This window comes from Sphingobacterium sp. PCS056 (assembly GCF_023273895.1).
Taxonomy (GTDB): Bacteria; Bacteroidota; Bacteroidia; order Sphingobacteriales; family Sphingobacteriaceae; genus Sphingobacterium.
In genome coordinates this window covers 2,174,892-2,199,004 of record NZ_CP096883.1, presented here as the reverse complement: position 1 = coordinate 2,199,004, position 24,113 = coordinate 2,174,892, and the positions used below count along the sequence as shown (strand labels likewise).

The 24,113-nt window shown below is 38.6% G+C and carries 17 protein-coding genes, 2 tRNA genes and 3 rRNA genes; 8 read left to right on the top strand and 14 right to left on the bottom strand.

Annotated features, from left to right (window positions below):
• The first annotated feature begins 4 nt into the window (after positions 1–4).
• Positions 5–658: a LolA family protein gene (locus MUB18_RS09035; RefSeq protein WP_248755693.1), complete on the top strand. Its 654-nt coding sequence runs from the start codon at positions 5–7 to the stop codon at positions 656–658.
• A 102-nt stretch (positions 659–760) separates the two neighbouring features.
• The gene (locus MUB18_RS09030; protein ID WP_248755692.1) at positions 761–1,993 is read left to right on the top strand and encodes an IS256 family transposase; all 1,233 of its coding nucleotides are present in this window, start codon (positions 761–763) and stop codon (positions 1,991–1,993) included.
• Positions 1,994–2,054: 61 nt separating this feature from the next.
• On the opposite strand, the gene MUB18_RS09025 is transcribed toward MUB18_RS09030, so the two are convergent.
• Positions 2,055–2,750: a lytic transglycosylase domain-containing protein gene (locus MUB18_RS09025; protein WP_248755691.1), complete on the bottom strand. Its 696-nt coding sequence runs from the start codon at positions 2,748–2,750 to the stop codon at positions 2,055–2,057.
• Positions 2,751–3,108: 358 nt separating this feature from the next.
• Between MUB18_RS09025 and MUB18_RS09020 the strand changes: the two genes are divergently transcribed.
• Both MUB18_RS09020 and MUB18_RS09015 read left to right on the top strand, forming a co-directional pair.
• Positions 3,109–4,830: a pseudouridine synthase gene (locus MUB18_RS09020; RefSeq protein ID WP_248755690.1), complete on the top strand. Its 1,722-nt coding sequence runs from the start codon at positions 3,109–3,111 to the stop codon at positions 4,828–4,830.
• Between the two features lie 104 nt (positions 4,831–4,934).
• The gene (locus MUB18_RS09015; RefSeq protein WP_248755689.1) at positions 4,935–5,405 is read left to right on the top strand and encodes a nucleoside triphosphate pyrophosphohydrolase family protein; all 471 of its coding nucleotides are present in this window, start codon (positions 4,935–4,937) and stop codon (positions 5,403–5,405) included.
• Between the two features lie 29 nt (positions 5,406–5,434).
• On the opposite strand, the gene MUB18_RS09010 is transcribed toward MUB18_RS09015, so the two are convergent.
• The gene (locus tag MUB18_RS09010) at positions 5,435–6,382 is read right to left on the bottom strand and encodes a TIGR01212 family radical SAM protein (RefSeq protein ID WP_045752131.1); all 948 of its coding nucleotides are present in this window, start codon (positions 6,380–6,382) and stop codon (positions 5,435–5,437) included.
• Between the two features lie 114 nt (positions 6,383–6,496).
• Between MUB18_RS09010 and MUB18_RS09005 the strand changes: the two genes are divergently transcribed.
• Positions 6,497–7,522 carry a LacI family DNA-binding transcriptional regulator gene (locus tag MUB18_RS09005; protein WP_045752132.1) on the top strand — a complete coding sequence of 342 codons (1,026 nt, stop codon included), beginning with the start codon at positions 6,497–6,499 and terminating at the stop codon, positions 7,520–7,522.
• A gap of 1,008 nt (positions 7,523–8,530) precedes the next feature.
• Here the strand turns inward: MUB18_RS09005 and rrf are convergent.
• The 10 genes from rrf to spt all read right to left on the bottom strand — a co-directional run bounded on the left by rrf (position 8,531) and on the right by spt (position 19,423).
• A 5S ribosomal RNA gene (gene rrf / locus MUB18_RS09000) occupies positions 8,531–8,642 on the bottom strand.
• A gap of 110 nt (positions 8,643–8,752) precedes the next feature.
• Positions 8,753–11,641, bottom strand: a 23S ribosomal RNA gene (locus MUB18_RS08995).
• Between the two features lie 227 nt (positions 11,642–11,868).
• Positions 11,869–11,942 (bottom strand) — tRNA-Ala (locus tag MUB18_RS08990).
• Between the two features lie 9 nt (positions 11,943–11,951).
• Positions 11,952–12,028 (bottom strand) — tRNA-Ile (locus tag MUB18_RS08985).
• A gap of 129 nt (positions 12,029–12,157) precedes the next feature.
• Positions 12,158–13,687, bottom strand: a 16S ribosomal RNA gene (locus tag MUB18_RS08980).
• The 16S, 23S and 5S rRNA genes sit together here with 2 tRNA genes alongside, the layout of an rRNA operon.
• A 1,321-nt stretch (positions 13,688–15,008) precedes the next feature.
• On the bottom strand, positions 15,009–15,395 hold the full coding sequence (locus tag MUB18_RS08975; RefSeq protein ID WP_045752946.1) for a GtrA family protein: 387 nt from the start codon (positions 15,393–15,395) through the stop codon (positions 15,009–15,011).
• A gap of 3 nt (positions 15,396–15,398) precedes the next feature.
• Entirely contained in the window at positions 15,399–16,088 is a 690-nt protein-coding gene (locus MUB18_RS08970) for a CDP-alcohol phosphatidyltransferase family protein (protein WP_045752947.1), read from the bottom strand.
• A 9-nt stretch (positions 16,089–16,097) separates the two neighbouring features.
• Positions 16,098–17,093, bottom strand: coding sequence for an NAD-dependent epimerase/dehydratase family protein (locus MUB18_RS08965; RefSeq protein WP_248755688.1), 996 nt, complete (start codon positions 17,091–17,093; stop codon positions 16,098–16,100).
• A complete protein-coding gene (locus MUB18_RS08960; RefSeq protein ID WP_045752949.1) occupies positions 17,090–18,214 on the bottom strand; it encodes a hypothetical protein in 1,125 nt (374 codons plus the stop codon). The genes MUB18_RS08965 and MUB18_RS08960 overlap by 4 nt, the downstream gene beginning before the upstream one ends.
• Positions 18,215–18,223: 9 nt before the next feature.
• Complete coding sequence (gene spt, locus MUB18_RS08955; protein WP_045752950.1) at positions 18,224–19,423, bottom strand: serine palmitoyltransferase; 1,200 nt, start codon at positions 19,421–19,423, stop codon at positions 18,224–18,226.
• Between the two features lie 393 nt (positions 19,424–19,816).
• On the opposite strand from spt, the gene smpB reads away from it, so the two are divergent.
• On the top strand, positions 19,817–20,272 hold the full coding sequence (gene smpB / locus MUB18_RS08950) for an SsrA-binding protein SmpB (protein WP_045752951.1): 456 nt from the start codon (positions 19,817–19,819) through the stop codon (positions 20,270–20,272).
• Between the two features lie 3 nt (positions 20,273–20,275).
• Here the strand turns inward: smpB and MUB18_RS08945 are convergent, their stop codons facing one another.
• On the bottom strand, positions 20,276–21,184 hold the full coding sequence (locus MUB18_RS08945) for a helix-turn-helix domain-containing protein (RefSeq protein WP_045752952.1): 909 nt from the start codon (positions 21,182–21,184) through the stop codon (positions 20,276–20,278).
• Between the two features lie 252 nt (positions 21,185–21,436).
• Here MUB18_RS08945 and MUB18_RS08940 point away from each other — a divergent pair, with 252 nt between their 5' ends.
• Together MUB18_RS08940 and MUB18_RS08935 are read left to right on the top strand one after the other, a co-directional pair.
• Positions 21,437–22,939, top strand: a complete 1,503-nt coding sequence (locus tag MUB18_RS08940; protein ID WP_317233184.1) for an aldehyde dehydrogenase family protein — start codon at positions 21,437–21,439, stop codon at positions 22,937–22,939.
• Between the two features lie 340 nt (positions 22,940–23,279).
• Complete coding sequence (locus tag MUB18_RS08935) at positions 23,280–23,654, top strand: DUF779 domain-containing protein (protein WP_045752954.1); 375 nt, start codon at positions 23,280–23,282, stop codon at positions 23,652–23,654.
• A gap of 47 nt (positions 23,655–23,701) precedes the next feature.
• On the opposite strand, the gene MUB18_RS08930 is transcribed toward MUB18_RS08935, so the two are convergent.
• Positions 23,702–24,106, bottom strand: coding sequence for an acyl-CoA thioesterase (locus MUB18_RS08930; RefSeq protein WP_045752955.1), 405 nt, complete (start codon positions 24,104–24,106; stop codon positions 23,702–23,704).
• Between the last annotated feature and the right edge of the window lie 7 nt (positions 24,107–24,113).

The window sequence follows — 24,113 nt, the reverse complement described above, 5'->3', positions numbered from 1 at the left end:
AAAAATGAAAAAAACAATGTCCGTATTACTAGGTGTCATCACATTAGTAGGCGCAATGCCAGCATTTGCACAGCAAGATGCTGCAAAAAAATTATTAGCTGAGGTGAGTAAAAAGTATGATAGCTATCAAACTATTCAAGCAAACTTTTCTTTTTCAGTGGTTCAAGCAGCCAATAAAGGGCGTTATTCAGATACTGGAATTCTTTATTTGGACAAAAAAAATAATAAATATCAAATTACGATGAACAGTCAAGATTTGATATCAGACAGTAAAAATTTGCACACCATATTGAAAGATGAAAAAGAAGTTCAAATAGCCGAAATAGAAAAGAATACAGATGCGATAGATCCAAGCAATATTTTCAGCTTTTATAAAACAGGTTTTAAATATACCTTAGTTGGTAATGAAAAAGCTGGGACTACAGTACTTAATGTCGTCCAGTTAACGCCAACTGATACGAAAAAGAATTATACTAAAATCAAACTTCGCATTAATAAATCAACAAAGTTGATTCACGATGCTACCATTTATGATAAAAATGGAGGTCAATATAATTACACGATTAAAAGTCAGACCCCAAATAAGAGCTTAGACAACAGTCTATTTACTTTTAATAAGAGCAAATATAGCGGATATGAAATCGTAGATTTAAGATAAATAATAACATAAAAAAGGGCTTGAAAGAGACTGTAACCTGAACTGTGTCAGAGGAATAATTCAATAAGATTATTTATATTCAATTATTCAAACGACACGGTCATGAAAGAAAAAGACCCATTCGACTTTGAACGCTTCAAGGCAGAAGCCATACAAGGTCTTTACGAAGGTAAAAGTTTGTCTCCCAATGATGGCGTCCTAGCGCCGTTAATGAAGCATCTGTTGGAATCAATGATGGATGGTGAGCTGGAGAATCATCTGAACGAAGAAAAAGCGTCAGGTAATAGCAACCGTCGAAATGGCAAGACAAAAAAGACTGTCCGAGGTCTCAATACCGGAACATTTGAGCTAGAAACAAGCCGTGATAGATCCGGCACGTTTGAGCCTAAAGTAGTGCCTAAAAGACAATTAATCATCACTGAACAACTTGAGGGACACGTGCTGAGCATGTATGCCAAAGGAATGAGCACACGGGCTATAAGTGAGTTTATCCGCGAAATGTATGCTATGGAGATCTCTGCCACAGAAATATCCCGTATAACAGAAAGTGTGCTTCCGGCAGTAAATGAGTGGCGTAGTAGGCCCTTGGAAGCTGTTTACCCTTTTGTATTCTTAGACTGTATGCACATTAAGGTTCGCCAGAATGGAACGGTTGAATCAAGAGCTATTTATAACATACTAGGAGTCGGTATGGATGGTAGAAAAGATCTGATCGGTCTTTATAGTTCAGAAAATGAGGGGGCTAAGTTCTGGCTTTCTGTGCTTACAGATCTGAAGCAGCGTGGCGTTGAAGACATCCTTATTGCTTGTATTGATGGTCTAAAAGGGTTTCCCGAGGCCATAGAAACTATTTTTCCAAAAACAAAGGTTCAGCTGTGTATTGTTCATCAGATCAGAACAAGCATGCGTTATGTAACTGAGAAAGATAAAAAGCTTGTAATGGAGGATCTAAAACCGGTCTATAAAGCCGTGAACGAAGAAATGGGATATGAAAACCTGCTGTCTTTCGAGGAAAAATGGGGCAAGAAATATCCTCTTGCTGCCAAATCCTGGATGGATAATTGGACCAATCTTTCCACTTTCTTTGAGTACGAGGATCAGGTTCGCAAGATTATATACACCACAAATCCGATTGAGGGAATGCACCGTCAGATACGAAAAATCATTAAATCTAAAGGCGCTTTCAGTTCTGAACAGGCACTAATGAAATTGATGTATCTGATCATAAAGGATATCGCAAAAAAATGGACGATGCCAATGCATAACTGGGGTTTGACCATATCCCAACTTTATATTAAATTTGGGGATAGACTCAAACTGGAAAGAGGTTTTTAAGATTTTAATCCAATGACACAGTTGACGTTACACTCCCGCTTGAAAAATTCAAGCCCTTTTTTTATAACATGTTTTTGTTTGGATCCTCTTCGTCAACCCGATTAGCATAACGCTTATAACCATGCTTTTGAGGGTTTTCAATGATTTCCTTCATCGAGATCAATTTATAAACATACGATCCAGTTTCATTATTCAATTTCAAATTGTAATAACTATCCTCCTTCTGGCGTCTGATGGAGCCCTTAAGACTACCCCCACCTACATTATATGCAGCTGCTACAAGAGTCCAATTTCCAAACTGTTTGTAAAGTGATTTAATGTATTTAGCTGCGGCATGAGTGGATTTAACCAAATCCCGTCTCTCGTCTACACTTCCATTTACTTTCAACCCATAAAGTCTTGCAGTTGCAGGCATAAATTGCCAATAACCACCAGCGCCTTTAGTTGAAACTACTCCTCTGTCCAATCCACTTTCTACTAATGGAACGTACTTAAAGTCTTCAGGAATACCATAGGATGCTAAAATCTTTTCAATCTGCGGCAGATAGGTCTCTGCTTTTTTATGAAGACTGTAAGAGCCTCTCTTACTGAAAGAGAAGTTTTTAAAATATCGTAACAATTTGCTTTCAACATGTGGCCGATCGATCGGTAATGTATCATTAGCAAATGTCAATGAACTTAAATAATGATTATTTTCTTCATTATCATTCTTTTCCTTTTCATCTTCCTCATGAGCAAGATTACTTGGCGCTTTCATAGCAATGATCTTATCATCACCTGTAGCAATTGTGTTTGGGTTTGAGTATAATTTTGACAACACTAACGCCGACAAAATCAGACTACAACATAGTACTTTTTTTCTAAACATTCACTCCCTTAATGCTACCCTATCCACGATAAAATCGATCAAAAAATAGCTTGGTACAAATTCAAGGCTACAAAGATAAAGACTATTTACTTAAAAAACAAACACTTACCATTTTCAGGGTTTAAAGCTATTTTAACCTTGATTATTTTGTAACTTTAAATCCACAAAAAAAATATTTAAATTAAATCCTAGAAAAAAAAGAATTTTATAGCTAACTTTGCCATTCACATTATTTTATAGTAATAAGATGCCATTCAGCAATAAACGGAACAGTCGTGATGACAACTCCAAAAACTCAAGAAGTACCTCAGAAAACTTCAAACCAAGAGGTGATCGTTCAAAAGATGATAGATCATCTAATTTCAAAGATAGTAAAAGACCGAGAAGTTCATCATTCGGCAATAAAGATAACACAGACAGACCATATAGTAACGACAAAAAATCTTTTGGAGGTGATAGACCTTTCAAAAAATTTGATGGAGAAAACTCGGATAGAAAAAGAAGTTTTGACAAACCTTTTAACAAAGAAGGTAAATCTTTTGGAGGCGATAGACCTTTCAAGAGAGATGGTGAAAGCTCAGATAGAAAAAGAAGTTTTGACAAACCTTTTAATAAAGAAGGTAGATCTTTTGGAGGCGATAGACCTTTCAAAAGAGACGGTGAAAGCTCAGATAGAAAAAGAAGTTTTGACAAACCTTTTAATAAAGAAGGTAGATCTTTTGGAGGCGATAGACCTTTCAAAAGAGATGGTGAAAGCTCAGATAGAAAAAGAAGTTTTGATAAACCTTTCAATAAAGAAGGTAGATCTTTTGGGGGCGATAGACCTTTCAAGAGAGATGGTGAAAGCTCAGATAGAAAAAGAAGTTTTGACAAACCTTTCAATAAAGAAGGTAGATCTTTTGGAGGCGATAGACCTTTCAAGAGAGATGGTGAAAGCTCAGATAGAAAAAGAAGTTTTGACAAACCTTTCAATAAAGAAGGTAGATCTTTTGGAGGTGATAGACCTTTCAAAAAAGACGGTGAAAACTCAGATAGAAAAAGAAGTTTTGACAAACCTTTTAATAAAGAAGGTAGATCTTTTCAAAAATCTGAAGGAGAACAGACAGACTTTAAGCGTCCTGCTAGGGATAAATCAGATAGACAATACAAATCTTCTTATAAAAAATTCAATAGTGAAGAAGATCGTAAAGAAGGATCTACAGAAAGAAGAAGCTCTGAAAGACCTCAGCGTGCTAAATCTTCATCTCAAAATGACGGCTTAATTCGTTTAAATCGCTATATCGCTAATTCTGGGGTATGTTCCAGAAGAAAAGCAGATGAATTGATTGCAGCAGGTGTTGTGAGCGTAAATGGTGAAGCTGTCACTGAATTAGGCGCTAAAGTAGATCCTGCAAAAGATGACATCAAATATAACGGTGAACGTCTGAAACGTGAGAAAATGGTTTATGTTTTATTAAATAAACCAAAAGATTACATCACGACAACTGATGATCCGCAAGAACGTCACACAGTAATGGAATTAGTATCAAAAGCAACAAAAGAACGTATTTACCCTGTCGGTCGTTTAGATAGAAATACAACAGGTTTATTGTTGATGACAAATGATGGTAATTTAGCAGAAAAGCTTTCGCATCCTCGCAATAATATCAGTAAAATCTATAACGTAGAACTTAATAAAAGTTTAACTCAAGGTGACTTCAATAAAATTGTATTCGGTCTTGAGCTGGAAGATGGTTTTGTAAAACCGGATGACCTGAGCTACGTAATAGGTGGAAGTAAAAAAGAAATTGGCGTACAGATCCATAGTGGTAAAAATCGTATTGTAAGACGTATTTTTGAATCATTAGGCTATGAAGTCGTAAAACTAGATCGCGTTGTTTATGCCAATTTGACTAAAAAGGATTTACCTAGAGGTCGTTGGAGATATATTGAAGAGCGAGAATTAGTTCAATTGAAGCATTTAATTTAATTATTACTCCTTTATACAGAAAGCAGCTTCACAGCTGCTTTTTTATTACACCTAATTTTTAAATTAGATAATATTACATAATTTAGCAACAAATAAAATATAACATGACTGATCCAAAAACATTAACATCCGTAGCTGAATTTCATAAAGTTTTCCAACATCCGATATTAGAAAAACCAACAATTCCAAGTGAGAAACGCAGTGCACTACGCGTATCTCTGATTGCAGAAGAATTGAAAGAATTGGAAGAAGCTATTCAAAATAACGATCTTGTAGAAGTAGCAGATGCATTATGTGATATCCAGTATGTATTGGCAGGTGCCGTTCTAGAATTTGGTCTAAAAGATAAGTTTAATGAGTTATTTGAAGAAGTTCAACGCTCCAATATGAGTAAAGCTTGTCAATCAATAGAAGAAGCAGAAGCCACTATAGACCACTATAAAAATACAAAAGATGTAGACAGTTACTACAAAGAAGTAGATGGCTTGTTTTTAGTATTCAGAACAGAGGATAACAAAACATTAAAATCAATCAATTATTCTCCAGCAGATCTAAAATCAATCATAGAAAAATAAAAAAAGGTTTGCTATTAGCAAACCTTTTTTTATCCTCTATATTGAGAACCCTGTATGGCCTCTTTTCGCTCAAGTGCTTTATCAATATACGACTGAATCGCTGATTTTTTCATCCCCCAATTTGGAGCAATCAATAACTCTTGATCAGCCAATCCAAATAATCTTTGGATGACAATATCCGGACGTAATAATGGAATAAACTCCGCTAAAAAGTCACAATATTCATCAATAGAAAAAACATGGAAAGGTTCCCGTTTATATTGAACGCCCATAATGGATCCTTCTACAATATGTAAATGATGCAGCTTCACAAATTTGATCTGCGGATGTTTATTGATTTCATCAGCATATTTCAACATCATCTCTTTAGATTCCCAAGGGAAGCCAAAAATAGTATGCACACAAATTTCTAATGGACTATTTTCCACTAATTTCAAAGCCACTTGCAATTCCTCATGTGAACAGCCACGATTGATTCTATCCAAAGTTTCATCGTAAATTGATTCCATGCCCATCTCCAAATCAACATCATAGCGATCGCAGTAACTCTCCAAAAGAGCCACTTTTTCAAAATCAATACAATCAGGACGTGTACCTACAGATAAACCCACTGTATCCTCTGGACAAACAGCTAATGCCTCATCATACATCGCCTTTAAAAAATGTGCAGGAGCATAAGTATTGGTATTAGGTTGAAAATAAATAATAAATTTATCTGCACGATAACCTTCTCTAGCACGTTTGATACCTTCTTCTACCTGTTCACGAATAGTCGGCAATTTACGAGCTGATTCGGGAGTAAATGAATCCACATTACAGTACGAACAGCCACCATACCCCTTACTTCCATCACGATTAGGGCAAGTAAAATTGCCATCTACAATGACTTTATACACACGCAGACCATCATATTTCTTTTTTAAATAAGATCCATAATGATGATATGGTTTTTGTCCTATGTCTAATAATGTACTCATAAATGCAAAGATAGAAAGAATTCAGAGGTTTTAATTATTTCAATTATAATATATGGCTTCAAATAGACTAATCTTTACACAATTTATTATCTTTATGAGTTACATTAGGAAATTATGAAAAGATTAACTCTTAAAGATATTGCAAAAGCGCTAAACTTATCAGTCCCTACGATTTCCAAAGCACTCTCCGATAGCCATGAGATCAAGAAAGAGACAAAAGAGAAAATCGTTGCCTATGCACATGAACATAATTATCAATATAATGCACTAGCAAGAAGTTTAAAAACTGGTAAAACAAACATTATCGGTGTCATCGTTTCAACAATAAGCAATTCATTCTTTTCTCAAATTTTAGAAGGAATTGAAGAATCGTCACTGTTTCAACAGTATAATATTATTATTATGCAAAGCAGAGAAAATCCGTCAATTGAAAAGAAATGCATTGATATTCTTTATTCCAAAGGGGTAGATGGCATATTGATTTCACCGGTATCTGATAGAGCAAACTTAAATTATCTAGAACAGTTACATCATAGCGATTGCCCTATTGTTATATTTGATCGTATCAATAACAGTTTCAATACATTTCAAATTGGAATAGACAATAAGAAAGCTGCCAAAAGAGCAACACAGGAACTTATTGATCGAAATTATCGTAATATTTTGCATATTACGGGACTTACTAATGGTGTTACCAATGAAAGGCTCATCGGTTTTCAAGAAGCCTTAAAACAGAACAAAATAATTTTCGATGAGACTCTTCTTTTACGCTGTGATCTATCCCAGATTCAAATCGTAGAACAGCAAATTCTATCTAAATTAAAAGAATTAGAAAAAGAACAGCACCTTCCTGACGCAATTTTTACGGCTACCGATCTATTGACAAATCGCACAATAGGATTATTAGCGCAACAGAAAATTAAAATTCCAGAAGAGATTGCTTTGATTGGATTCTCAAATACAAACTATGCATTTTCATTCAATCCACCACTCACGTGTATCTCTCAACCTGCAAAAAATATTGGAAAAATCGCTTTCGAAAAAATGATCCATATTTTAGAATATCGATTAAAAAAAAGAGAGATTGTTTATGAAACGATCGAATTAGATGCTGACATTACAATCCGAGAATCGATATAATGATTATTCAAATTCTTGGAATCATCTCATGGTAGATGATGGTCATCATACTTCAAAAGGAGCTTTATAAATAGAGTTATAGTCCAACAAGTAATAAATTAATCCAGGAGGATATTCAAAAGATAATAAAAAAGGTGATCATAATCTATGATCACCCAACAATTAATGTCTTCCTCGATGCTTACCGTGGCCCCTGTTATGCTTCTTGTGTTCTTTTTTATAATGCTTATTATGACCTTTCTTATAGTGTCCATGTGGATGCCTAGGTCCGTGATCGTGATAATATCCCACACAAGAACTAGCTGATATTAACAATATTAATCCTCCCAAAAAAAATGCAATTTTTGCTCTCATAAATAAAATATTCTTTCCTTTCTTTAGCCAAATACTATACCAAAAGAAAGGAAAACACTAATAATAAGGATATTAATATGTAAACCACTCGTTATAAAGCAGTTTATAAAACTCATAAAATCAATATTAAAACTTCATCACTAGTAATTTATTGATTTCTATTTGAGGAAAGTTTAGTGGCAAACAAAGATCTTAGCAGCACCGCTCATGTAGATCCATTTAAAAGGAAACCACATCGCATACAAACTGAATACAGAAACCAGTTTTAGAGTAGTTCACCAGGTGGGCTATAAGCGTATTTCAAAAGCAGGAGTTGCCTGTCGTGGATATGGAGGATGAGCTTGAAGTGGAACCGTGCCGCCAATAGCCATATATAGAACCAGGTCGGACATGAAGGAGAAGAAATGTAAGTGTGCTGCGTCTGCAGTACTGCCGTAGCAAGTCGATATCTTTGATTGTGAAAGGGGTTATCTGCGGCAGCAGGAGGCTTGATTGCTGCATCGGCATCGTTCCGGAAGCAGCGCTATTGATTATACTGTAGCAGCGGAATGGCTTGTTCTAAAGCAATCAGATTGGGATATGCTGCATCCGAAAGGGAGAAAAAGTTTAGCGCACAAAAAAGCCCCTGCTGTTTAGCAAGGGCTTCTGTATAAAAAAAGGCACCGACCTACTCTCCCACCTGTTACGGCAATACCATCGGCTCTGGCGGGCTTGACTGCTCTGTTCGGAATGGGAAGAGGTAGACACCGCCGATATAGGCACCTAAAATGTTTTTATTAGTCATAAGAATGAAATATACAATATCCCATCCAACATACTAATCTATAGACAATTGAAAGAAAAACTAAAAGAGGAAGACAACAGTGTCTGCGTTGCTTGAGAAAGCTTCGGGTGATTAGTATTGCTCAGCTATGATATCTCTACCTTTACACCTGCAACCTATCAACGTAGTAGTCTACTACGGCCCTATAAGGAAGTCTCATCTCGTGGCTAGTTTCGCACTTAGATGCTTTCAGCGCTTATCTATTCCCGACGTAGCTACCCAGCCGTACACCTGGCGGCATAACTGGTTTACCAGCGGTCAGTCCATCCCGGTCCTCTCGTACTAAGGACAGATCCACTCAAACTTCCAACGCCCACAACAGATAGGGACCGAACTGTCTCGCGACGTTCTGAACCCAGCTCGCGTGCCACTTTAATGGGCGAACAGCCCAACCCTTGGGACCTTCTCCAGCCCCAGGATGTGACGAGCCGACATCGAGGTGCCAAACCTCCCCGTCGATATGAGCTCTTGGGGGAGATCAGCCTGTTATCCCCAGCGTACCTTTTATCCTTTGAGCGATGGCCCTTCCATACAGAACCACCGGATCACTATGTCCGTCTTTCGACCCTGTTCGACTTGTTGGTCTCACAGTCAAGCAAGCTTATGCCATTGCACTCCGCGTACGGTTACCAAGCGTACTGAGCTTACCTTTGAAAGCCTCCGTTACCTTTTTGGAGGCGACCACCCCAGTCAAACTACCCACCAAACAATGTCCTCGGCATAACCGAGTTAGAAACCGAATACAGAAAGGGCGGTATTTCAAGGTTGATTCCATGACTCCTGGCGAAGCCACTTCAACATCTCCCGCCTATCCTACACATCCTGTACCCAATTCCAATGTTAAGCTATAGTGAAGGTGCATGGGGTCTTTCCGTCCCGTTGCGGGTAATCGGCGTCTTCACCGATACCACAATTTCACCGAGCTCATGGCTGAGACAGCGCCCAGATCGTTACACCATTCGTGCAGGTCGGAACTTACCCGACAAGGAATTTCGCTACCTTAGGACCGTTATAGTTACGGCCGCCGTTTACTGGGGCTTCGATTCAATGCTTCTCTTGCGATGACATCCCCTCTTAACCTTCCAGCACCGGGCAGGTGTCAGGCCTTATACCTCATCTTTCGATTTTGCAAAGCCATATGTTTTTGTTAAACAGTCGCCTGGGCCTTTTCACTGCGGCTTCTCCATTGCTGGAGGAAGCGCCCCTTCTCCCGAAGTTACAGGGCCATTTTGCCGAGTTCCTTAGCCATGATTCACTCGAGCACCTTAGGATTCTCTCCTCGACTACCTGTGTCGGTTTACGGTACGGGTTTTTATAACCTGAAGCTTAGCGGGTTTTCTTGGAAGTCTGTTTACCTGCTCTATCAGCGCCGCCGAAGCTTTGCTGTACTATTGGGTTTCAGCAGGGTCGGCGGATTTGCCTACCGTCCCTATACCTACGCCTTTTAACGAACTATTCCGTCAGTTCGCGGCAGTGTCACTACTCCGTCACCACATCGCAGTTATAAAAAGTACTGGAATATTAACCAGTTGTCCATCGGCTTACTCCCTTCGGATGCGCCTTAGGCCCCGACTAACCCTGATCCGATTAGCGTTGATCAGGAAACCTTAGTCTTTCGGTGGGCGGGTTTCTCACCCGCCTTATCGTTACTTATGCCTACATTTGCTTTTCTATCCACTCCACGGACCATTACCAGACCGCTTCGCCGTAAATAGAATGCTCCCCTACCAGACATACATATTTCAGTATGAATCCATAGCTTCGGTAATACACTTGATGCCCGTTTATTATCCACGCCCGATCGCTCGACTAGTGAGCTGTTACGCACTCTTTAAATGAATGGCTGCTTCCAAGCCAACATCCTAGCTGTCTAGGCAATCGGACCTCGTTAGTTCAACTTAGCGTATATTTAGGGACCTTAGCTGATGGTCTGGGTTCTTTCCCTCTCGGCCTTGGACCTTAGCACCCAAAGCCTCACTGCCGGCCATATCTTATAGCATTCGGAGTTCGTCTGGATTTGGTAGGATTTGACTCCCCCGCACCCAATCGGTAGCTCTACCTCTATAAGACTCCATGCCGACGCTGTTCCTAAAAACATTTCGGGGAGTACGAGCTATTTCCCAGTTTGATTAGCCTTTCACCCCTACCCTCAGGTCATCCGGAAACTTTTCAACGTTTATCGGTTCGGTCCTCCATTACATGTTACTGCAACTTCAACCTGCCCAAGGGTAGATCACAAGGTTTCGCGTCTACCTCATCTGACTATGCGCCCTATTAAGACTCGCTTTCGCTTCGGATACGTGGCTGAACCACTTAACCTTGCCAGACAAGAGTAACTCGTAGGCTCATTATGCAAAAGGCACGCCGTCACTGGACCTGCCAGCTCCGACCGCTTGTAAGCACACGGTTTCAGGTTCTTTTCACTCCTCTGTTCGAGGTTCTTTTCACCTTTCCCTCACGGTACTAGTTCACTATCGGTCTCTCAGGAGTATTTAGCCTTATCAGATGGTGCTGACAGATTCCCACAGGGCGTCTCCGACCCCGCGGTACTCAGGGTACTGCTAGGCTAGCATTCTATACGTGTACAGGGCTATCACCGTGTATCGCTGGGCTTCCCATCCCATTCCACTTCTGTTTGCTAATGCCACTTCGCAGCCCTACAACCCCAACCATGCCGTAACAAAGTTGGTTTGGGCTCTTTCCCGTTCGCTCGCCACTACTTGGGAAATCATTATTATTTTCTTCTCCTACGCCTACTTAGATGTTTCAGTTCAGCGCGTTCGCGTATTTTACAGCATACCTTCAGTATGCTAGGTTGCCCCATTCGGAAATCTTCGGATCAATCTCACATTTGCTAATCCCCGAAGCTTATCGCAGCTTATCACGTCCTTCATCGCCTCTGAGAGCCTAGGCATCCCCCGTGTGCCCTTATTTACTTTCTTCACCTCATAGCCCTTTTGCTACTATGGGTTGCTTTTTGATATATATAACCATGGTGCTACGCATTAATCCGTTCGGCCTTGACCGAGGGTCTTCATAATACATCAGGCACACCACAGTATTGTCTCTACTGTTGTCTTCTCTTGTAATTTTTTTTCTTTCAATATGTCAAAGAACTCTTTGTTTCCGCTGTATATGCCGTAAATATCTTATACGGCGCGGATACCTGTGGAGAATATCGGAGTCGAACCGATGACCCCCTGCGTGCAAGGCAGGTGCTCTAGCCAGCTGAGCTAATTCCCCGTGTATTTTTGGTAGTCCCGAGCAGATTTGAACTGCTGACCCCTACATTATCAGTGTAGTGCTCTAACCAACTGAGCTACGGGACTAGCTTATCTTTCTATCTCTCTGGACCATCCAATCAGGGATGGGCACATTTCTTCAAATGTTTTGTCTCTTGTTTGTTTCTTATATAAACCATGTGTGTACGTAACGAGCTTCAATCCTGAATGCTCTAGAAAGGAGGTATTCCAGCCGCACCTTCCGGTACGGCTACCTTGTTACGACTTAGCCCCAATTATCGGTTTTACCCTAACACGCTCCTTGCGGTTACATGCTTTAGGTACCCCCAACTTTCATGGCTTGACGGGCGGTGTGTACAAGGCCCGGGAACGTATTCACCGCGTCATTGCTGATACGCGATTACTAGCGAATCCAACTTCATGAGGTCGAGTTGCAGACCTCAATCCGAACTGTGAATGGCTTTTAGAGATTAGCACCATATTGCTATGTAGCTGCCCGCTGTACCATCCATTGTAGCACGTGTGTAGCCCCGGACGTAAGGGCCATGATGACTTGACGTCGTCCCCACCTTCCTCACAGCTTACGCTGGCAGTCTGTTTAGAGTCCCCACCTTAATGTGCTGGCAACTAAACATAGGGGTTGCGCTCGTTGCGGGACTTAACCCAACACCTCACGGCACGAGCTGACGACAGCCATGCAGCACCTAGTTTCGTGTCCCGAAGGACTGATCCGTCTCTGGATCATTCACTAACTTTCAAGCCCGGGTAAGGTTCCTCGCGTATCATCGAATTAAACCACATGCTCCTCCGCTTGTGCGGGCCCCCGTCAATTCCTTTGAGTTTCAATCTTGCGACCGTACTCCCCAGGTGGATAACTTAACGCTTTCGCTTGGACGCTTACTGTGTATCGCAAACATCGAGTTATCATCGTTTAGGGCGTGGACTACCAGGGTATCTAATCCTGTTTGATCCCCACGCTTTCGTGCATCAGCGTCAATACTAACTTAGTGAGCTGCCTTCGCAATCGGAGTTCTAAGACATATCTATGCATTTCACCGCTACTTGTCTTATTCCGCCCACTTCAAATAGATTCAAGTCCTACAGTATCAAAGGCACTGCGACAGTTAAGCTGCCGTCTTTCACCACTGACTTATAGGACCGCCTACGCACCCTTTAAACCCAATAAATCCGGATAACGCTTGGATCCTCCGTATTACCGCGGCTGCTGGCACGGAGTTAGCCGATCCTTATTCTTCAGGTACATTCAGCTTCCCACACGTGGAAAGGTTTATTCCCTGACAAAAGCAGTTTACAACCCATAGGGCAGTCATCCTGCACGCGGCATGGCTGGTTCAGAGTTCCCTCCATTGACCAATATTCCTTACTGCTGCCTCCCGTAGGAGTCTGGTCCGTGTCTCAGTACCAGTGTGGGGGATTCTCCTCTCAGAGCCCCTAGACATCGTAGCCTTGGTGGGCCGTTACCCCTCCAACTAGCTAATGTCACGCGAGCCCATCCATATCCTATAAATATTTGATCATAATCCGATGCCGGTAAATGATGTTATGCGGTGTTAATCTCTCTTTCGAGAGGCTATCCCCCTGATATGGGTAGGTTGCTCACGCGTTACGCACCCGTGCGCCACTCTCATGAAATTAAAGCAAGCTTTAATTTCAATCCCGTCCGACTTGCATGTATTAGGCCTGCCGCTAGCGTTCATCCTGAGCCAGGATCAAACTCTCCATTGTAAAATGAAGTGTAAGATCAAGACTATTTATAATAAATAGAATTGTCTTGTATTTTTATTTCTAATTCTAAAATTGAACAGGTTGATTTTTTTAACTTTCGTTGTTTCTCAACACTACTCGTTACGTTACATGATTATATTTTTAAAGAACTTTCTTCGCTCCCGCATCTCGCTTCGGCTTTATATGATGTCGGCATTGCGCCGGTATCGGTCTTGTCTGTTTCCCTTCGTTTCCGTTGGGACTGCAAAGGTAGAAATCTTTTTGGTATCTCCAAAATAAATGTGAAAATTTATTTTTTTGTTTTCCTTTCGTTTCCGCGTTTAAACTAAATTAAACCCTTCTTTTCTCAGTGCCTCTCCTTTCGGATCAGCCGTTCCTCCCTTGCGGAGTGGTGCAAAGATAGGAACTTTTATCCTTCACTTCCTAATGTTTTCCGGAAATAGTTTACCGCGGCACGGTAAAGGGCTAGAAATGTGACCGATAATTTATCTGGATGCCACCTGATGAGCATGCTGGTTCGGATATGGATTAGCTTTTGCTATGGATCACATTGCTAATTGGTCTGGGGCCATCTGTGTGCGGACACGCCCGTCACCTGTCCATATATGGGATCATCATACAAGTACTGCGTTACTCGGTTACTTCGTCACTCCGTTACTATGTTACCTAGTTACTCGATCACTGCGTTACCCTTTTATGTTACTGCTTTACTCCGTCACTAAATCACTGCGTTACTCGATACTCCGTTACTTTTCAATATATACCAGATCTTAAAGACAAATTCTGACCAACTACATACCAACTTCACTATTAAATGGGGAATACACCAGACATTACTTAGGGTTTATAGGGGGTTAGTAGGGGTATACCCCTACTAACCCCCTATAAACCCCCTATACCCCCCCTACTATACCGGTATTAAATACGAAGTTGGTCAGAATTTGGTATGTAGTTAGTAGCAATCAGATATCCATTTCACATCACTACTCTCCCTTAGATAAAATACTTGCATGTTAACACGTCTACTTAAAGTATAAGATTTATCATACATTTTATTAAACCCTTTTCCTTTTAGCAGAGTAAAAATTTATCCTCTCCGACTTTCATTTTAAAAAAGCAGCATAATTGCCCTAATCCAGTTCTAATGATCCCTTAAATGAATACTCGATCTATATAACATAAAACTATTTGATGAGCGATCATTTTTATAAAAAATGCATAGCTATCGAAAACATTTATTTTTTTATAGTAAAAGGGAATAAAAAAGGTCATCTCTTCTGAGATGACCTGACAATCCTATTATGGATTAATTCTTTTACCGCTACTTTTTAAAAACCCAAAAGCGTTGAAGCGTATAATTGAATCCTAACGAAACAATAATCTCCACAATCACTTTTGATAGCAAAGGATGTAAATGTAATCTGTCATCCAACAGATAAATGCCAAGTGACTTTAGGAGTATACTTCCAGCAACTACGATTACAAATTTACCTAGCTGTTTTCCAAGTGGGGCCGAAGTATTATTGAAAGACCAGTAACGGTTGATTACAAAATTAACGACCGCCCCTAAAGAGCCACTAATTACATTTGAAAATGCGGGCGAAATACTGAGTACTTTATAGCAGAAAGTATAAATGCCAAAATCTGAAAGACCACCTACAAAAGCTGATAATTGCGCTCTAAAGAATTCTTTTAGTTTTGCATTCATATGTTAAACGTTTTCAGGCTCTTTCGTTTTTTTCTCTTCAGCATCTCTGATATCTCCTAAATCCAGTAATTTTTTAGTATCAATAGCATTGATAACAAAAAGAATAGCACAGATTCCCATCACTAAATAATGGATGGCACCTACGAAGAATACCTCAACCAGCAATACAAGACAAATAATAACGCGGATTTCTGTTGGTCCAACGATACCTGCATCTATTGTATATTTGTCGGTTACCTTATAGCGCAGCAAGGATAAAATCATCGCCCAACCATACAAAGCCACCAAAACAAAACCAGTTAATTCAAAATTACCTTTAGCATAGAATACATATCCCAGTCCGATCATCACCGTACTAATCCAATCCATGACAATATCTAAAGAAAATCCATACCATTTACGAGACTTATTTCTATAAAAAGCAATTCTACCATCAAGTGAATCACCGAACCACTGAATAAAAAAACCTACTATACCTAATAATAAATAATTAATATCCCAATATTGCGCTAGGATAAAACTTACCATAATCATTAAGGAACCAAACAAACCAATTGCTGTTAGTCCATCGGATGAAATCCAATTTGGAATACGCGGAACTAAATACGAAATAAATTTCTGTTCTGGATTACTCAATATATTTGTTCTCTTTCTATCTTGAAAAAGTTTTTTGTTTATTTTTTGACCACTCATCTCTCTTTGTTATTTTAACCATTTATGATCACGATACCATTGAATTGTAACTTTCAAGCCAGCATCCAAATCATAAATAGGTTTATATTGAATATTTTTTATTGATGAACTGATATCACATGCCCAACTAGCGGCTGTCAATTCATTTAATCTTTCCGGATACAATACCGGTATTGATTTGGATTTTTTATATGCGAGATCCATTGCTTGAGCCACACCTCTAACCAAGCGAAGTGGAAGGTGTAATCTATATAGGGACTTAGCAGTATATTTTTTAAAAATTGTTGCCATTTCATAACGGTCATACACTAAGCCATCGGTAATATTATAAACTTTCTTGCCGCCTTTATCTAAAAAGCATGCATTCAGAATAGCATTAACGAGATCTTTTACAAAAACAAAAGTTAATTTTTGAGGTGATTTTCCAATATAAGCATCTAAACCCGTATTTAATGTTTTAAACAACACAAAAAGATCTTTCTCTTTGGGTCCATATACTGCAGTAGGACGGATAATGGAAAGTTTATTGTCAACATATTTATCAAGCATCTTTTCAGCCAGGACTTTACTACGGCCATATGCTGTTACAGGGTGATAATCATTTTGCTCATTGATCGCAGGTGCGTCATAAGCCACTGGTCCGATCGCTGCGAGACTACTAATAAAAACAAATCGTTCAAGCGGTATATTGGATTCAAAGACTGCGTCTGCCAAGCATTCGCTATACCCAACATTTACCTCAACAAGATCTAATTCGTTCTTTGCTCTTGTCATTGCAGCTGCATGAACAATATAGGCATATTGCTCTAGCTCTAACAGTTCCAATAATGAATCCTTATTTTTAAAATCAGGATAAACAAATTGATCAACAAAAGACTTTATTTCACTGACATCACTGGTTTTCCTAACGGCTGCATGCACTTCCAAGCCTGCCTCATAGGCAGCTTGAACGAGATGATAACCGACAAAACCACTTGCGCCTGTGATTAAGATTTTTTTTCTCATAGCGCTTGCTCGTACAGACGATAGCGTTTGTACAATTCTCCATTGATTTGCTCGATAGCATGATTCATCATATAATTAGTATCAAGCATCCATGAGCATTCTGCTCCTTTAACGGTAAATCCGTCTCCAGAATTTTTAATTATGCTACCATAAAGGCAGGCTTCAATTCCTAATTTACGGTACTCATCCAGTACCCCAAGCATCAGAACACGAATCAGATTTACCTTTTTCAATCCAAATAATAATTTGAAAATCCCGGTAGGTAATAATCTTCCGCGCTTGATTTTAATTAAAATTTGGTTGATATCTGGAATACCTAAAGCAAATCCAATGACTTTACCATCCTTTTCTGCCAACAAAGCATATCTAGGATCAACAATCATTTTCATTTCTTTAGCTGCGTAATTAAATTCATCTTCCGTAAAGGGCACAAAACCTAAGTTTTTATCCCACGCCTTATTATAAATCTCTCTGATTCGCTCTGTTTCATTTTTAAAATCCTTCAAATTCATTTGACGGATCTTAATTCCGGAACGATTTAACCGCTCTTCTAGTTTTTCCAGCAGAAGAACAGATCGTTTACTTGCTTTATTTTCCATCACCAGATAAGCACGCAAATCAATTTTCTTTTGAAAACCGGCATTTGTTACCAGATCTGGATAGTAAGCAAAATTATAAGGCATCATGGCTACAGGAGGACTATCAAATCCTTCCACCAATAAACCGCAGGTATCATTGGTCGTTAAATTAATTGGACCGACGATATTCGTTCCACCTTTAGCTTTTACCCAATCTTTTGCAGCTTGAAATAAAGCATTTGCAACTTCTTGATCGTTTATGGAATCAAAAAATCCCCACTGACCTTCCTGCACTTGATTAAAGGCATTGTGATTCACATTCCAAATTGCAGCAATACGACCGACCAATTTCTGATCTTTGTACGCTAAAAATAATTGTGTTGAGGAATGTTTGTAAAAGGGATGCTTGCCAGGAGTTAGCAAATCATACTGAGCAAGATATAGCTCTGGTACATAATAAGGATTTTCCGCATATAAAGTATGCGGAAAATCTATATACAACCGTTTCTGTTTCTTAGTTTCAACGGGGATAACCTGTATCATAATAGACACTTAGATTAATGATTCAACATCTGCTAATTTGAAGACTTTAACCATCTTCTCGATCGCTTCATCAATTTGATCGAAGCTATGTGTTGCCATTAGTGAGAAACGAATCAAAGATTCTTCCGCAGGAACAGCAGGTGAAACTACTGGATTGACAAAAACACCATCGTCTTGAAGCATTTTAGTTACCCAGAATGTCTTTTCGTTATTTCTAATAAAAATTGGTAAAATCGGGCTCTCTGTCGCACCCAAATCAAAACCACTTTCTAATAATAATTTTTTAGCGTAATTTGTATTTGCCCACAATTTTTCAATATGTTGAGGCTCTGCTTGAATGATCTCCAAAGCTTTCAATGTCGAAGCAACAGAAGCTGGAGTCATACTAGCGCTAAACATGACCGAGCGTGCAGAGTGCTTCAAGTATTCAATAACATCAGCATCTCCAGAAACAAATCCGCCCAATGAAGCAAATGATTTACTGAAGGTACCCATAATCAAATCGGCGCTATCAGTTAGTCCAAAATGTGACGCTGTACCAGCTCCCTTTTCTCCGATCACACCTAAACTATGTGCATCATCGACCATTACTGTCGCATCAAACTCGTCTGCAATTTTTATTAATTCTGGTAAGTTAACGATATCCCCTTCCATACTGAAGATACCATCTGTTGCGATCAATTTGCCACTTTCTTCTGGTAATCTAGCTATTTTTGCACGCAGATCGTTCATATCGTTGTGCGCATACTTGATCACTTTAGAAAAGGACAATCTACTACCATCAATAATGGAAGCATGATCGCGTTCATCCAATAAGATATAATCATTACGTCCCGTAAGACATGATAATGGTCCTAAATTTGATTGAAAACCCGTACTGAATAAAATAGTTGACTCTTTCCCCACATAAGCCGACAATTTCTCCTCAAGCTCCACATGAATATCTAAAGTACCATTTAAAAAACGAGATCCAGCACAACCGGTTCCATATTTTGCTAATGCATCTTGAGAAGCTTTGATAATACGTTCATCCGTCGTTAATCCTAAATAAGAATTAGAACCAAACATCAAAACACGTTTGCCATCAATTTTTACTTCGGTATCTTGTCTCGACTGAATGGGTCTAAAATAAGCATATAAGCCTTTAGCTTTTAACTCACTAACGATTTTAAATTGCGATATTCTCTCGCCTAATTTTCCTTTACTCATGCGATTAAAAGGTATTTCTTAAATTTTATAATTGTTTTTGACTGCAATGATTACCAAAATATCAGCTTCATCATCAGCACTTTCAATTCCTACTTCCAAATAGATTAATACAAAATGACTTCCTAAATACTGCGTGAAATACAATATTAAATCAAAAACGATGCAAACATACGAAAACAAAACCTGACTTTCACTTAATGTTAGTCATATTTTTCACATATAAATATCGTAAAAATAATTTTAATTTAACACTTAAATTAAAATCCAAAAAATAACAATGCTAAAAAAAACACCATTATAATATTTATATTTGCTTTTCCGTGGCTTTACATATCACAAACTTAGCTGGGTTTGTATTTGGAAATGGAATGGGAATAAATATATTAAGAAATTATGGCAATATCATCAGATATCAATATAAAAAATAAAAGGGCATCGTTTGAATACCATTTGCTTGACAGATATGTCGCTGGAATTAGACTGCTTGGCACAGAAATCAAATCAATTCGAGAAGGAAAAGCAAATATCAATGATAGTTTTTGCAATTTTTTTCATGACGGTCTTTATCTAAGAAACATGCATATCGCAGAGTATTCGCATGGATCGTTTTACAATCACGAGGCAAAGCGTGATCGTCAATTGTTATTGACAAAGAGAGAATTGAAAAAATTAAGATTAAAAGGAGAGGAAAAGGGTTTTACCATCGTTCCGCTACGTATTTTCATCAGTCCTAGAGGTTTTGCTAAAGTGGAAATAGCTTTAGCGCAAGGTAAAAAAGACTTTGATAAACGTGATACCATCAAAGACAGAGAAGGCAAAAGAGAGCTGGATCGAGCGCTAAAAAGATAGTGCCTACCCGCATATGATGTAAGCTCCAGGTGTTATACCTACTCTATTTTTAAAGAGACGAACAAAATAATTGACATCATTAAATCCAACACGAAAACAAGTCTCTTTAACGCTTTTTGTTTTCCGTAACAAACTCTTTGCCTGCTGAATACGTGTTCTGATAATGTATTCTATTGGTGTAATCCCCAATTCGTTTTTAAAAAGGCGAAATAAACTAGACTTACTCATATTTGCCTGCTTTTCTAAGACTTCCACTGTAATGGATTCGGAAAGGTGGGCATGTATATAATTTCGGATATGCTCTAAAGCTGTATTATTTTTTGTCTTACCAATATCAAGAGACAGTAACGATTGCGTTTGAAGTAAACGGATAACAAGTTCACGAAAGGTAAGATCAGCTAGGGCATCTTTCAACGGATTATCACTAGTGATGGTTTGGAATAATTTATTAATCAAATCCGTCAATTCTGGAGTGTTATACAGATGAAACAAGTTTAAGTCTAATTTCCAATCCATTACTGCATTTGCTTTTGGATAGTGCTCATTAAGATGGTTAATCACTTCATCTATCTTCGCTTTACTTATTGTCAAAGCGGTACATTGTGTAGGCGCTGTAAAAGTAGCTTCTGGAAAATCGATCTGCATTTTACTGTATGCAGGCAATATCATGGTCTGACCAGGTAAATATTCAAAGGAATCTCGTTGCTGGAGGTGCATAATTTTTTTTCCATGAATCATATTGATAATCACCAGATCATCAAATTGTAAAGCAACTTTCTCAGATCTTTGATAAGTCTCAAATACGTTTAATTCTAGATTTTCTAAAGTAAACGCTCTCCTATTCTCTACCAGCGTAGAAAGTTCATGACGCGATGAAAATGGCAACGAATTTACAAGCCTGTTGTTTATCATATCCCTATCTTTTATTATAATTGGCTGGTAATCAAACTTAGACAAATTGTCTTTAAAATACAAGATAATTATGTCGAATATTGGATTATTTCATCTACAATCACCGCCTCCAACATCGATTTATGGGTTATCTGCCGCTTTGATGATGAAATTATAATGCTACCCTTTGAAACTATAATGCTGTAAGTAAGCAAACACTTTTACTAAATTTGAGATACAACAATTTGTATAACATTATAAAAAACAAATATTATGGCAGCAATTCAAAGACCGTCGTTTAAAGAGCGTTATGGTAATTACATAGGTGGAAAATTTGTTCCACCAACATTAGGAAAATACTTTGACAATATCTCTCCTTTAGATGGTAAAGTATTTACACAGGTTGCACATTCTACAAAGGAAGATTTAGAATTAGCTGTTGATACAGCTTCAAAAGCATTTGAAACCTGGGGAAAAACCTCTTCGACGGAAAGAAACATCATTTTAAATAAAATTGCAGACCGCATCGAGCAAAACTTGGAATACATTGCAGCAGTTGAAACGGTTGACAATGGAAAAGCTGTTCGCGAAACGTTAAATGCAGACATTCCATTAGCGATTGATCACTTTCGTTATTTTGCCAGTGTAATACGCGCAGAAGAGGGATCTTTAAGTGAATTGGATCAAAATACCGTTTCTTTAATTGTTCATGAGCCAATCGGTGTTATTGCGCAGATTATTCCTTGGAATTTCCCAATTTTGATGGCTGTTTGGAAATTGGCCCCTGCTTTAGCCGCAGGTAACTGTGTGGTATTAAAGCCAGCAGAGAGTACACCTGTATCTATTCTTGTCTTAATGGAATTAATCGGTGATCTAATTCCAGATGGTGTTATCAATATCGTCAATGGTTTCGGTGGAGAATTGGGCCGCGCATTGGTCACCAATCCTAAGGTTTCAAAAGCCGCATTTACTGGCTCTACTGCAACTGGCCGTATGGTGATGCAGTATGCTACGGAAAACATCATTCCTGTAACATTGGAATTAGGTGGTAAATCTCCCAATGTGTTCTTTAGTTCGGTCATGGATCATGACGACGCATTCTTAGATAAAGCAATAGAAGGTGCTGTTTTATTTGCCCTGAACCAAGGAGAGATCTGTACTTGTCCTTCTCGCTTACTGATTCAGGAGGATATCTATGATCGTTTTATAGCTAAAGTGATCGATCGTGTCAATCAAATTAAAGTTGGCGATCCTTTAGATCCAGAAACGATGATGGGTGCTCAAGCTTCAAAAATCCAAAAGGACAAAATTATGTCTTATATCAAACTGGGTAAAGAAGAGGGTGCTGAGCTGTTAACTGGTGGTGATGAAAATCATTTGGGCGAAGGTCTGGAAGAAGGGTATTATATCAAACCAACTTTATTTAAAGGCCATAACAAAATGCGTATTTTCCAAGAGGAAATATTTGGTCCTGTATTAGCTGTTACAACATTCAAAGATGAGAAAGAAGCGTTAGAAATTGCTAATGATACCATCTATGGTTTGGGAGCTGGAGTCTGGACACGTGATGCACATCAGCTGTATCAAATCCCACGTGCTATCCAAGCTGGACGTGTATGGGTCAATCAATATCATTCGTACCCTGCTGGCGCTCCTTTTGGAGGTTATAAGCAATCTGGTATCGGTCGTGAAAACCATAAAATGATGCTTGATCATTACCGTCAAACAAAAAACATGTTGATTTCATACAGTAAAGAAAAACTTGGTTTTTTTTAATCTCGAAAAATAAAATTAAAAAAATGGGGTTATTACTATAATCCCATTTTTTTTAATTCTTAATGTATCATGTGGAATAACAAAATTCAATTATCGAAAAGGATACCGTAGGTATCTGAGCCCAATTTGCAAAATTACTCCTCGCGGGTGACCAATATTAATATCAGGTCAAGCAGAAAGATGGTCACATTATTGCAGGATACAATCAAGCAAAACAGATGAGATTTTCAGCAATAACATTCGGGAACAAATGGATCCACTGTCATACTATTGGAACTTTGGTGATCGTTAAAAATACCCCCTTAAAAAGCTTTAAATAAAGCATAAAATAGAACGGATTATGGTAGAAAGATTAGCGTTAACGGAAAAAGCAAAAGCACTAATAAAGGAATTATCAAGCACTCATGGGGATTTGATGTTTTATCAGGCAGGGGGATGTTGTGAAGGTACACAACCACAATGTTTTGAAAAAGGTGGATTCTACCCCCGAATGAATGATGCGATGATCGGCCTTGCGGAAGGTTATGAATTTTGGATCGATCGCGATTTATTTGAATATTGGAAATTTTCGCATTTCACCCTGGATGTCCTCGATGGGTTTGGACCAGGTGGATTTTCATTGGAATCATCCTTAGGGAAAACATTTAAAGTTCACTATAGGCTTTTCACAGAGGAGGAATTAAAAGAATTGTCGCCTATAAAACGAATGGAATAACCAACTTGTGTTATTCCATTCGTAATTTCATGAAGATGTAATCTGATTTAATCCTCGATTTCAAGCCCCTCTAATACGGGTATTGGTTTTTTATTATCATCCAAGGCTACGAAAGAAAAAACACCTTTAACAGCCAATTCGCGACCGTCTTTATACATATCTTCTAAGAAGATTTCAACTTTTACTTTTAAACTTGTTCGCCCAACGTGTATAACCTCAGCGATTGCTTCGATCATACTACCTGCAGGGATCGCTTTTTCAAAATCAATCTTGTCTGAAGAGACGGTTACAAGTGCTTTTCTGCAGAATCTGGTTGCACACATAAATGTTACTTCATCCATAATAGCCATAGCTTTACCTCCGAACAAAGTGGAATGATGGTTTGTTGTAAACGGGAAAACAGTTATAAAATGATGTGTTCTCGACTGTTCAATTCTTTCTTGTAATGTCATTATTTAT